The organism is Clostridium caldaquaticum, from assembly GCF_023806125.1.
Classification (GTDB): domain Bacteria; phylum Bacillota; class Clostridia; order Clostridiales; family Clostridiaceae; genus Clostridium_AT; species Clostridium_AT caldaquaticum.
This window is the reverse complement of the sequence record NZ_JAMSKT010000006.1, coordinates 64,804-77,382: the sequence shown is the minus strand read 5'-3', so window position 1 is coordinate 77,382 and position 12,579 is coordinate 64,804. Positions and strand designations below refer to the sequence as shown.

At 31.1% G+C, this 12,579-nt stretch carries 10 protein-coding genes; 1 reads left to right on the top strand and 9 read right to left on the bottom strand.

Annotated elements, in window-relative coordinates; translation table 11 throughout:
• The first annotated feature begins 650 nt into the window (after positions 1-650).
• Positions 651-2,438, top strand: coding sequence for a sigma-54-dependent transcriptional regulator (locus M2651_RS05205; RefSeq protein WP_252131287.1), 1,788 nt, complete (start codon positions 651-653; stop codon positions 2,436-2,438).
• A 253-nt stretch (positions 2,439-2,691) separates the two neighbouring features.
• Here M2651_RS05205 and ppdK read toward each other — a convergent pair whose 3' ends face one another.
• From ppdK to M2651_RS05160, 9 genes are all read right to left on the bottom strand, one after another.
• Entirely contained in the window at positions 2,692-5,325 is a 2,634-nt protein-coding gene (gene ppdK / locus M2651_RS05200) for a pyruvate, phosphate dikinase (RefSeq protein WP_252131286.1), read from the bottom strand.
• A 75-nt stretch (positions 5,326-5,400) separates the two neighbouring features.
• Positions 5,401-6,033, bottom strand: coding sequence for a transcriptional regulator CcpN (ccpN, locus tag M2651_RS05195; RefSeq protein ID WP_434062137.1), 633 nt, complete (start codon positions 6,031-6,033; stop codon positions 5,401-5,403).
• A gap of 304 nt (positions 6,034-6,337) precedes the next feature.
• On the bottom strand, positions 6,338-6,937 hold the full coding sequence (locus M2651_RS05190) for a DUF4342 domain-containing protein (RefSeq protein WP_252131284.1): 600 nt from the start codon (positions 6,935-6,937) through the stop codon (positions 6,338-6,340).
• Between the two features lie 5 nt (positions 6,938-6,942).
• The gene (gene recO, locus M2651_RS05185; protein ID WP_350338292.1) at positions 6,943-7,701 is read right to left on the bottom strand and encodes a DNA repair protein RecO; all 759 of its coding nucleotides are present in this window, start codon (positions 7,699-7,701) and stop codon (positions 6,943-6,945) included.
• Positions 7,702-7,774: 73 nt separating this feature from the next.
• On the bottom strand, positions 7,775-8,656 hold the full coding sequence (gene era, locus M2651_RS05180; protein ID WP_252131282.1) for a GTPase Era: 882 nt from the start codon (positions 8,654-8,656) through the stop codon (positions 7,775-7,777).
• 35 nt (positions 8,657-8,691) lie between these two features.
• Positions 8,692-9,090, bottom strand: coding sequence for a cytidine deaminase (locus tag M2651_RS05175; protein WP_252131281.1), 399 nt, complete (start codon positions 9,088-9,090; stop codon positions 8,692-8,694).
• Positions 9,091-9,196: 106 nt separating this feature from the next.
• The gene (locus tag M2651_RS05170) at positions 9,197-9,898 is read right to left on the bottom strand and encodes a diacylglycerol kinase (RefSeq protein WP_252131280.1); all 702 of its coding nucleotides are present in this window, start codon (positions 9,896-9,898) and stop codon (positions 9,197-9,199) included.
• A 42-nt stretch (positions 9,899-9,940) separates the two neighbouring features.
• On the bottom strand, positions 9,941-10,447 hold the full coding sequence (ybeY, locus tag M2651_RS05165; protein ID WP_252131279.1) for an rRNA maturation RNase YbeY: 507 nt from the start codon (positions 10,445-10,447) through the stop codon (positions 9,941-9,943).
• Positions 10,448-10,461: 14 nt separating this feature from the next.
• The gene (locus M2651_RS05160; RefSeq protein WP_252131278.1) at positions 10,462-12,570 is read right to left on the bottom strand and encodes an HD family phosphohydrolase; all 2,109 of its coding nucleotides are present in this window, start codon (positions 12,568-12,570) and stop codon (positions 10,462-10,464) included.
• Between the last annotated feature and the right edge of the window lie 9 nt (positions 12,571-12,579).

Sequence of the window (12,579 nt, the reverse complement as noted above, 5' to 3'; positions counted from 1 at the left end):
TTGTAATCGATTGCGAAATTCCGCATAGTAGGGTTAGAAAAACCTATAAAAGAAGTCTTGATATTTGCTAATTCCATCACTCTTATATTAGCATGTTATTCTACTCCTAATTTAAAAATAAAGCTATAAACTTTCAAACCTATAAATACTTGAACTCATTAGTTTTACTTTGTTAAGGTTACATCCTGTTCTGTGACAGTTTTATTGCACAATCCATTTCCAAATTATGATTGTTTATCATTTTCTGCTTTGCATAGAATCCCACCTATTTATTTGCAGGCGCAAGCCTGTTTATTCTTCTAGCATATATCAACCTCCTTGACTCCCGCCGGTCTGTAGAAACGTTTTAGAGAATTCGCAGAAAGATCTGTGAGGTAAATTGCATGCAGCAGAGCCTCCTGTAAAATCAATTTGCTGGTTTCATATGTTTAAATCCAAAAAAATCATTAACGTTTCCCACAGATCATGCACGCTTTTTCTCTTTACTTAACTATTGTACTAAAACTTAAAATTATGGTAAATAAAAACAGTTTAAATTATAGTTTAATTTTGAAACATTTAACAAATATATTGTATTTTTTTTTAGTATGATATAATATTTTTGTAGAATTGTTTTATTTTTAAACTCACACTACAAGGAGCGATAAAAAATGTCTTCTAAAATACATATTTTAGCCATTGCGCCTTATGCCAGCATGAAACCTTTGCTGGTTAAGCTTGCAGATGAGTACCCCAATATAGACCTAACAGTTACAGTAGGCGATTTAAAAAAAGGCGTAGAAATCGCACAAAATAATTTCCATGCCAAATATGATGTCATTGTCTCGCGAGGCGGTACTGCAAAATTAGTTCAACAATCCGTTTCACTGCCTGTAATTGAGATCACTACATCTGCCTATGATATTTTGCGCACACTTAAATTATCAGGTGCCGGTACAAGAAAAGTTGCAGTTGTTGGATTCTCAAATATTACAGAAGAGTTCATATCTTTAAAGGAGATGCTTCCTTATAAAATTGATGTGTTTACAATCGATTCAACAGAAAAGGCTGTTTCTGTTTTGTATCAATTAAAGAATGATAATTATTACACTATCCTTTGTGATATGATTACTTATACTACTGCAAGGGGGCTTGGCATGAATGCCTTTTTAATTACATCCGGAATTGAAAGTATTCGTGCTGCATTTAATACTGCTGTCCTATGTTGTAGTAACTACAGCTATCTCAGAGATGAAAATCATTTTCTAAGACAGCTAATTCAGGGCAAAGATGCCTGTACAGTGGTTTTCACAAGTGAAGGAAAGCTATTTTATTCTACACTTACCGAAAATGATACTGACATTTTGGATATATTACATGCAGAAATAAATGACGTGCTCACCACCGGAAAACGCCGCTTTGTGTTCAGACAAAACAATCTGCTTTATTCTATTCAGGCACAGCGAATAGTTTCGGACAAATCAGAATATGTGGCATTCTATTCTACAGCCACCAAAACACCACTGGCTGGAAACAAATGCGGTATTAATTACTTCAATCATAAAGAAGTAGAAAAAATATATTTTAATAGTACTTATAGTGTAATAGATTCCATTGCACAACTTGATAATATTATTAACCAAGTAAATAAAAACAATTATCCTGTTATTATTTCAGGCGAAGTAGGTACGGGTAAAGAGCAAATGGCCAAAGCTTTATATCTGCGAAGCTCTATGAAAAATCAACCTTTTATTCAAATTGACTGCGACCTATTAAGTGGTAAAATATGGTATTACCTTATAAATAATCATAATTCTCCCTTATACGGAACTGACAATACTATTTTTATTAAAAATGTAAATGTTCTAAGCGAGCAGCAGCAAAAACAGCTTTTAATTACTATAACAGATATGGAGATTTACAAGAGAAACAGAGTTATTTTTTCATGTATCAGCAACATAAAAGGGGCACTCGATTCAAATTTCATGGCATTTGTAAATCGCCTGCGCTGCTTCATAATCACTTTACCTCCATTGAGAGATAACCCATCACGTATAGATTCGATTGTAAATCTGTACCTGAACAGGCTTAACATAGATATGGCAAAGCAAATTTTAGGTGTTTCACCTGATGGAATGGAAATGTTGCGCAATTTCGACTGGCCATATAACTATACTCAATTAAACAGGGTCATGAGAAACCTCGTTATAATGGCAGCCGAATTCTATATTTATTCTGATGATGTGCAGGAAGCATTAAATAAGGAACGAATAATTACTAACGCTTCTTATCACACAAAGGATTTAGCAAAGTCACTTGATCTTTCCCGCCCACTCAATGAAATAAATAAAGAAATTGCAGCGATAGTACTTGAAGCACAAAACGGCAACCAAACCAAGGCTGCCGAAAGCCTTGGAATCAGCCGAACAACACTGTGGCGCTTGATAAAGTCTCAATAGCTACTCTTTAAAATTATTTTGCTGTAAAATAGAAAATTAATTTCTACATAAGTATCCATCTTGATTAATCAAATATATGAAATACCTATTTTTCTATTATAGTTTTATACTAAAATACAAAAAATAAATAAAAATAGAGTATTGCCCTTAAAAACTAAAGAGCAATACCCTTACTTTGTTTTGTGCTTATATATTCTAAGCTTTTATGTATAAGCCTTAGAATGTTATACTAATACTATTTTGCTTTATAAAATTATTTTCTTGGATTTTTAACTTGAGCTTGAGCTGCTGCAAGTCTAGCAACTGGAACTCTAAATGGTGAACAGGATACATAGTTAAGTCCTACATTGTGGCAGAACTCAACAGATGATGGATCTCCACCATGTTCTCCACAAATACCAAGTTTAATGTTTGGTCTAGTTGCTTTACCTTTATTAGCAGCCATTTCAACAAGTTGACCAACACCAGTTTGATCTAATTTTGCAAATGGATCAAACTCATAAATCTTCTTGTCATAGTAGTGCTTTAAGAAATTACCAGCATCATCTCTTGAGAAACCAAATGTCATTTGAGTCAAGTCATTTGTTCCGAATGAGAAAAATTCAGCTTCTTTAGCTATTTCATCGGCAGTTAAAGCAGCTCTTGGTATTTCTATCATAGTACCTACCATGTACTTAAGTTCAACACCTTTTTCTTTAATTATAGCATCTGCAGTTTTTACAACTACATCTTTAACATACTTTAATTCTTTAACTTCTCCAACAAGAGGAATCATGATTTCAGGAACTATATCATAACCCTTTCTTGTCTTAACATTTATAGCAGCTTCAATTACTGCTCTTGTTTGCATTTCAGCTATTTCTGGATAAGAAACTGCTAATCTACATCCTCTATGACCCATCATTGGGTTAAATTCATGTAGTGATTCAACAGTTGCTTTTAACTCTTCAAAAGTTAAGCCCATTTCATTTGCTAATGCTCTTATATCTTCATCTTCTTGAGGTAAGAACTCATGTAATGGTGGATCTAAAAATCTTATTGTAACAGGTCTATATTCCATTGCTTCATAAAGACCTTCAAAGTCTTCTCTTTGCATTGGAAGTAACTTTTCAAGAGCTTTTCTTCTTTGCTCTTCATTTTTAGCTACTATCATTTCTCTCATAGCTGGTATTCTGTTTTCATCAAAGAACATATGCTCAGTTCTGCAAAGACCGATACCTTCTGCTCCAAACTTAACAGCTTGTTGTGCATCTCTTGGTGTATCAGCATTTGTTCTAACCTTCAATGCTCTTATTTCATCAGCCCAAGCCATGAAAGTTCCAAAGTAACCAGTAATTTCTGGTTCTACAGTCTTTATTGCTTGGCCGTATACATTACCAGTACTTCCATCTATTGATATATAATCATTTGCAGTTAATGTTATTCCATTAACTTCAACTGTTCTAGCTTCTTCATCAACTTTTAATTCTCCACAACCAGCTACACAGCAGGTTCCCATTCCTCTAGCAACAACTGCAGCATGGGAAGTCATTCCACCTCTTACTGTTAATATACCTTCAGCAGCAACCATACCTTCGATATCTTCAGGTGAAGTTTCAAGTCTAACAAGAACAACTTTTTCTCCTTTTTCAGCTCTTTCTTTAGCTTCTTCAGCAGTAAAGGCAATCTTACCACAAGCAGCTCCTGGTGAAGCTGGAAGTCCTTTAGCTATTACCTTAGCAGCTTTTAATTCTGCAGCATCAAATGCTGGGTGAAGCAGGCTGTCTAATTGTTTTGGATCAACCTTTAATATCGCTTCTTCTTTAGTTACCATTCCTTCTTCAACTAGATCAACAGCAATTTTTAAAGCAGCTTGAGCTGTTCTCTTACCATTTCTAGTTTGTAAGAAATATAACTTGCCATCTTCTATAGTAAATTCCATGTCTTGCATGTCTCTATAGTGATTTTCAAGTTTATTAACAATTTCTACGAATTCATTATAAACTTCAGGCATATCTTCTTGAAGTTTGCTTATTGGAGATGGAGTTCTTATACCAGCAACAACGTCTTCTCCTTGAGCATTCATTAAATACTCAGCAAATATCTTCTTCTCTCCAGTAGAAGGATTTCTTGAAAAAGCAACTCCTGTACCAGAATTGTCTCCTTTATTACCAAATACCATTGATTGAACGTTAACTGCTGTACCCCAGCTTGATGGTATATCATTCATTCTTCTATAAACAATAGCTCTTGGGTTATCCCATGATCTAAATACTGCTGTAACAGCTTCAATTAATTGAGCTTTTGGATCTGATGGGAAATCTTCTCCCTTAACACTCTTATAGTACTCTTTGAATTTTTTAACAAGTTCTTTAAGATCATTAGCATCTAATTCAGTGTCAAGCTTAACACCTTTAGCTTCCTTCATTTCATCCATTATGTCTTCAAAATGTCTCTTTTCTACTCCCATAACAACATCAGCAAACATTTGGATGAATCTTCTGTAAGAATCATATGCAAATCTTTCATTGTTTGTTAACTTTGCCATAGCTTCTACAGTTTCATCATTTAATCCAAGGTTAAGTATTGTATCCATCATACCAGGCATTGAAGCTCTTGCTCCAGATCTAACTGATACTAGTAATGGATTTTCAACACTACCAAATTTCTTTCCAGTTATTTCTTCAAGCTTAGCCATAGTAGCATAAATTTCGTCGATTATCTCCTGTGCGATAACCTTACCGTCATCATAGTACTTATTGCAAGCTTCAGTAGTTACTGTAAATCCTTGTGGAACTGGAATTCCTAAGCTAGTCATTTCTGCTAGGTTAGCACCTTTTCCACCAAGGAGTTCTCTCATTGAGCCATTACCTTCGCTAAAAAGGTAAACATACTTCTTACTTTGCATGTTTGTAACACTCCTTTGTAAATATTTATTTATATACTAACGGGTCGTATTATGTCCCGATTAGATCATTAGAATTTAGTTGTTTTCACCCAGTTTTACAAATAAGCGGGTGATATTAGTCTTTGATATTTTACCCACAATTTTTAAAGTTTCTTTACCATTATTATAAAATCTTTCAACAACAGGTAAACTATCAACCTCATGCTCCATAATTCTTTGTGCTGCAAGATATGCACTATCTTCTTTTTCTACAAAAATGATATTTGGCATTCTTGTCATTATAATTCCAACAGGTACTTTACTTATATCTGTCCCACCTATTGCTATTTTCAAAAAATCTTTTCTAGATACGGCTCCAATTAGTATTCCATTATTTTCAACAAACAATGTGCCTACATCATTTAAAAACAAGTGAACTATAGCATCATATACTGTTGTATTTTCATCTACAACAACAGGATTGGACATTAGTTCATATACTTTAATTTTTCTTATGTACTCATAAATCAAACTATAAGAAGTTTTTTTGGAATATATATATCCTACTTTAGGGCGAGCCTCCAATATACCTGTCATAGTTAATATTGCCAAATCAGGTCTTAGAGCAGCTCTAGTAACATTTAACTTCTCTGCTAAGGCTTCACTGGTAATTGGCGCATTTTCTTTTACTAATCTAATAATTTCTTCTTGTCTTAGCGTAAGTCTAATGCTGTTCACCCTCTTTCCCTTTAATACAACGATATTATAGCATGTTAAATAAATAAATTATACAATACTTTATTTATTTTTTCTTTAATTTAATAAAATATTCCTGTTATATTATATTTTTCTTCATTTTACTCTTTTTTTCTTAATCTTTTATTTTTTCTATTATTGCATAATTTTTATCACACTTTTATTATTTTACCTAAGTTTACGTATAATTTCAATAATTATTTTAATATACAATTTACAAGGTTATCATAATATGTATAAAACCAGCAATATTATATATTGCTGGTTTATATTAATCTTATTTTTCATTGTCAATGTCATCAAATTTTACAGTATAAGTGTACACCGTTTCATTTTCTTTTCCATTTACATCTTCTTTTTTACTGGAAAATTTATCTTTTACTTCAGAAGCTACGTCATTTACTTTCTCTTTTACTTCAAATGCTACATCATTAACTTTCTCCTTCATATCTTGAACAGTTGATTTAATTATTTTATTAACAACCTCTACAGAACCATCTTTTTTAGTTATTTCTATTGTTAAATTTGTAACAACAGCTCCGATAACACCTATGGCTATTAAAGGAGTCCAAATTGCATAAGCTATTATTCCTACAGCTATACCAGCATTAACAGGCATATCAACTAAAACCTTGTCTTCTTTTTTTACCCTTATTCGAGTAACATTACCTTTATTAATTAAATCCTTTATCCAAGTTAAAAACTCATCTTTGCTGGCATACACGCCTTCTAAAGGACTTTTCTTGTTTTTTTCCATATAAATTATAGCATCAACTACATTTCCACTGCATGCTTCTAAAGCCTCCTTAGCCTCGGCATAACTTGCCCCAGTTCTTTCTCTCACTAAATCGATTTTTTCTAATGTAATCTCACTCATTTTACTCAACTCCCTTTTATAAAATCAAAAGTTTCTAAACTATTTGGTCTTTTTCCAAAACTATCTCCAATTATATTTGATAATAACTTATACAACTCATATTTATTTTCTTTTGTCAAAGTAAGTCTATATACATTTTCAATAGGTACTTTAATTAAATATTTAAGTGTATTATATGTTGAATAACTTACGGACATGCCTCCAATTTTTCTGCAATCATTACATAATCCACCTAAATGTTCAAAACTTATGTAATTAGATGTATTTATTTTCTTTCCACAAATACTGCAGTTTTCTAAATTAAAATAGTATCCAGCGGATATTATAAGCTTTACTTCAAAAGCTCTTAAAAGTAATTCATAGTCAACAGCATTATTTTCCATTAAATAAAAAACAGTGATAAAATTTTTAAAAAGCTCTCGATTACTTTCTTCTTCTACCAAGGCTATATCTATTAATTCACACAAATAAGAAGCATAAGTAAGGCTCTCTAAGTTACTTAATAAGAATTGAAATGAATTTACTACTTCGCCTTCATTTAATGTGTATAGACTTTTACCTTTAAAAACCACGTAATTACCAAAGCAAAAGGGCAAAGTTAAAGACAAAAACTTGCTTTTGCTCCTCTTTGCACCTTTAGCTACAACAGAAATTTTTCCCAGTTTTTCAGTGAACAGCCATATAATTTTATCAGATTCTTTAAACTCTGCTGCTTTGATAACCATAGCTTTACTCTTAAAAATTGACAGAAAACCATCTCCTATACATTAGTATATCCTATAATTTTAAATTATTGCTAAGACTTTATATTTTTAATCAGGTAAATTTTAACATAAACTACTTATAACCTAATTCTCTCAGCACACTAATATTATCTCTCCATTCCTTTTTTATTTTTACCCAGAGCTTTAAATACACTTTTGTTCCTAAAAATTTTTCCATATCTTGTCTTGCATAAGTGGATATTTTTTTTAATGTTTCCCCACCTTTCCCGATTATTATACCTTTATGAGAGTCTTTTTCACAAAGTATAGTAGCCTCAATATCATAAATATTTTTTTCATTCTTTTTCATAGTTATAATATCTACTGCTATTCCGTGAGGAACTTCCTGAGATAGCAGTCGTAATGCCTTTTCTCTAACAATTTCTGCAATTACAAATCTCTCTTGCACATCTGTTATCATATCTTCTGGATAATACATAGGACCTTCAGGTAAATACTTCACCATAAGCTCATTTAGTTTATCTGTATTCTTACCTTTAAAAGCTGAAATAGGTATGATTTCTGTAAAACTAAAATATTCTGAATAATTCTTTATTGTTTGTGCTACTCTATCTTCTGTATTTTCATCTATTTTATTCAAAACTAAAAAAATTGGTTTTTTAAAGGATTTTAATTGTTCAAGTATGTATTTATCCCCTTTTCCTACCTCAACATCTGGTGTAGTTAAAAATAAAATTTCATCCACTTCCTTTATAGTATCCTGTGCTATTTTTACCATATATTCTCCAAGCTTATGTCTTGGCTTATGAATGCCTGGAGTATCTACAAACACTATTTGATAATCTTCCTTGGTTAAAATAGTTTGTATATTGTTTCTCGTAGTTTGAGGCTTACTGGATACTATAGATAACTTCTCTCCCATTATATGATTAAGAAGTGTTGATTTTCCTACATTAGGTCTTCCAATAATTGTCACGAATCCTGATTTAAACATTATTTAATATGCACTCCTTATATTACTATTAACTTTTATTTATTCAAATCTCTTTTAGTAAATGCGTCTGGTAATATTTGTACTAAAGTTCTAACTATATATTCCTCTTCATTTTTTGCTAAAATAACAGGTGTATCGCTTTTGGCAAATTCAGCAATAACCTGCCTACAGATACCGCAAGGATAGATATAAGTTGAAGTATCTCCAACAACAGCTAATGCTTTAATTTCACAGTGTCCCTCTGAAATAGCCTTAAAAATTGCAGTCCTTTCTGCACAATTTGTAGCTCCATATGAAGCATTTTCAATATTACAGCCTTCATAAACACTGCCATCTTCAGTTAGTACTGCAGCTCCAACTCTAAAGTTTGAGTAAGGTACATAAGCTTTTTCCTTGGCCTTTAAAGCTCTTAAAATTAAGTCTTTATATTCCATATACCCTCCTTGTATTCCTTATAAGGTATTTACTTACAAACAATTCAAAACTTGTATATAAATTATAACACTATTATTTAGTATTTCAACAATATTTATAATATATTTATCCAAATATATTAAATAATATTATAGTGAGAAGAGTTCCAAAAATTGCGCCTACTATCACTTCAAATATAGAATGAACATTAGAATCCACCCTGCTTTGTGCTACAATAAAAGCTAAAAGATAGCTTAAAAGCACCGCAAGAGACTGTTCATCAGACACCAGTGCTATAGTTGTTGCAAGACAAAATGCTATTGCACTATGTCCGCTTGGCATTCCTCCTTTTAAGGGGGTACCTTCTCCAAATATTGCTTTAACTACAAGTGTTGCTATACAAACTATAATTAGTATTAAAAATATCATGTAAGGATCAGAATGTTTTATCTTCCTGATAAGTCCTAGAGTAATTGTATTTAATCTGTCCCAAAATAATATATAGCCTACAACTATTGCGTTTATAGCAGCTATCAATACCGCTCCTGCAGCAGTATTTTTTGCAATTTTAGCTAAAGGATGATAATAATTTGCAACTACATCTATAGTACACTCTATGGCTGTATTAAACATTTCTGCAATTATTACCATAGTTATTGTTATAGTTAAAAGAAGAAGTTCCAATTTATTTAAGTCATAAAAAAAACATGCAGTCAATATTAAAAGGGCTGCAATCATATGTATTCTCATATTTCTTTGTGTCCTAACCGCATGAATAATACCATCAATGGCATAGTTAAAACTATCTAAAAGCTTTCTTACTTTCATAGAAACTATCTCCTTACAGTTCACTAATTAATACGTATAGTATTATAAATTTCTATTTATGTTGAAGTTTTCTAAAATCTCTTCTTCTCTTTTTCTCATTATAATTTTATCATCTTCTTCAATATGATCATAGCCAAGTAAGTGAAGTACTGAATGAATAGTTAAATAACATATTTCTCGTAAAAATGAATGTCCATATTCAATGCTTTGTGCTTTAGCCTTTTCAAGAGAAATTGCTATGTCTCCAAATACAAGCCTACCTTCATCAAAAAAGCTGTCATCAAACTTATAGTTTAAATATACATCTTTATAAACTTTTTTAGAAGGATATTCTAACATAGGAAAAGAAAGAACATCTGTCTCTTTATCTATTTTTCTGTATTCTCTATTTATTTCTCTTATTTGAGCGTTATCTATAAAAATAACGCTCACTTCATAATCTATATACACTTTTTCTACTTTCAGACAGTAATCGATTATTTTAGTTAATATATCTTCTGTTTCTTTATCTAGTGTAACCTTAGTCTGTCTATTATCTATAAAAATCATACTGAAATCTCCTCTTAAAGTTTAATATCCAATTTATCTTTTTGTCTAATTTCATATTTATCAATAGGGTACTCTATTCTTTGATGATATATACTCACGAGAGTTTTTATAAAAGTATCTTTTATGTTATTAATATCTTTTAAAGTTAAATCACAGTTATCTAACTGTCCTTCGTTTAATCTAGACTTAAATATATTATTTACCATTTCTTCTATCTTATTTTGTGTAGGTTCACTAATAGACCTAACAGCTGCTTCTACACTATCGGCAAGCATAACTATACCTGCTTCCTTACTAGAAGGTATTGGTCCTGGATATTTAAAATCATCTTCTTCAATTTCTTCAGGCTTATTAGTAGAATTTTTTGCTGTTATATAAAAATATTTAACAAGTGATGTACCATGATGTTGTTCTATAATATCTTGTATAACCTTTGGGAGTCGATAATCCTTTGCTAATTCCAAACCATCTTTTACATGTGATGTAATAATTAAACCGCTTAAGTTTGGAGTAATCTTGCTGTGTGGATTATCGTTCCCTATTTGATTTTCTTTAAAAAAATATGGTCTTTTAATTTTACCTACATCATGATAATAAGATGAAACTCTAGCAAATACAGGATTTCCACCAACAACTTCAGCTGCTACCTCTGCTAAGTTAGCTACAACAACACTATGATGATAAGTTCCAGGTGCCTCCATTAATAACTTTTTAAGCAGGGGACTGTTTGGATTTGAGAGCTCCAAAAGTTTTATTGTAGTAACTATATCAAAAGCACTCTCAAAAAATGGTAACAATCCTACTGTTAATATCCCTGACAGGCAGCTTCCTACAAGACAATAGCCTGCTTTTAAAAGTATATCTGCTGCATTGTTACTAAGAAGAAAACCTATTGACAAGGTAGCTAAAGTATTTATTATTGCTATATATATGCAACAATATAATATATCATTTCTTTGCTGAAGCTTCTGAATTATAAGAGCTCCAATTACAGCATTTAAAATTGCAATCAACATTATATCTATATTAAAATTAACAGCTGCACTAATTAAAACAAGGTTTAAAATGCTAATAGTTAAAGACACTTTATGATTGATAAGAAGCATAATAAGCATTGGTGCAAAAGCTAAGGGAATTAAAAATGGTGATACCATGCTCAATGTTCTTGATATTATTAGCGAAATACAATTTATTATATTTATAAGCAAAATCTTACTACTATCTTTAAAGACTTCTTTATGATATCTATAAAGATAAAAGCTCTCCAAAAACAATATAAGCCAAATAATCACAGCTAAGCTTATATAAATATACCATTCCGATTTACTATTGTTATTGATTAATCCAAGGCTTTTAAGCAATGCATACTTATCCTCTGTTACCTCTTCTCCTTCCATAACTATTATCTGATCTTTTTTCACCATAACTGGAGGAGTTTTATCTATAGCTTGTGCTTTAAGTTCTTCTGTTTTAGCTTTATCATAAAAGGAGTTAGGTTCTATAAGCTTTATCCCAATAGTAGATCCTAAATCTCTAGTTGACTTTGAAAATTTTGAATTGTTAAACTTCATTTGTACTGTATCTTGTGCTTTTTTTATATTTTCATCATTTACTTCTTTACTTAATTCAGGATTATACTGAATACCAAAATCATAAATTTCCGACATCGTTTTAATAAGAAAATTTTCTAAGTTGTTTAATTCTTCTTTATCCTTACCTAACAATGCTCCAAATTCTTCTTCAGATAATTCAATTTTAGATATTTGTGAAAGTTCCTTAATCTTTTTATCTTTTTCCAAGTTACTATCCTTTAAAGATATTGTTTTTAAAAACAACGTACTAATTCTATTTAATACACTATCTTTTACTTCAGCTTTAATAGTATACTGAGGTGGTATAAGGCTTATAGCTTCATCTATTCTAGCCTTTGTGCTTATATCATCCTTTATATCTCGCTGGGCTTTAATAGTTATTTTTGATATATCTCCCTTTTTTATATCGTAGGTTTTAGTAATAAGAGCTGTAATCAGTACAAAATATATTACTAAAAATGTACATACATATATAGTTATATGTTTTAATCTATTTGTAAATAAAAATTCCTTGAAATTTAGTGATCCCAAACCTATCCC

Excerpts from the sequence above, each read along its gene's own strand:
- M2651_RS05170 (WP_252131280.1), bottom strand. The coding sequence starts at position 9,898 with ATGAAAGTAAGAAAGCTTTTAGATAGTTTTAACTATGCCATTGATGGT.
- M2651_RS05190 (WP_252131284.1), bottom strand. The coding sequence starts at position 6,937 with ATGAGTGAGATTACATTAGAAAAAATCGATTTAGTGAGAGAAAGAACT.
- ybeY (WP_252131279.1), bottom strand. The coding sequence starts at position 10,447 with ATGATTTTTATAGATAATAGACAGACTAAGGTTACACTAGATAAAGAA.
- M2651_RS05175 (WP_252131281.1), bottom strand. The coding sequence starts at position 9,090 with ATGGAATATAAAGACTTAATTTTAAGAGCTTTAAAGGCCAAGGAAAAA.
- M2651_RS05205 (WP_252131287.1), top strand. The coding sequence starts at position 651 with ATGTCTTCTAAAATACATATTTTAGCCATTGCGCCTTATGCCAGCATG.
- era (WP_252131282.1), bottom strand. The coding sequence starts at position 8,656 with ATGTTTAAATCAGGATTCGTGACAATTATTGGAAGACCTAATGTAGGA.
- ppdK (WP_252131286.1), bottom strand. The coding sequence starts at position 5,325 with ATGCAAAGTAAGAAGTATGTTTACCTTTTTAGCGAAGGTAATGGCTCA.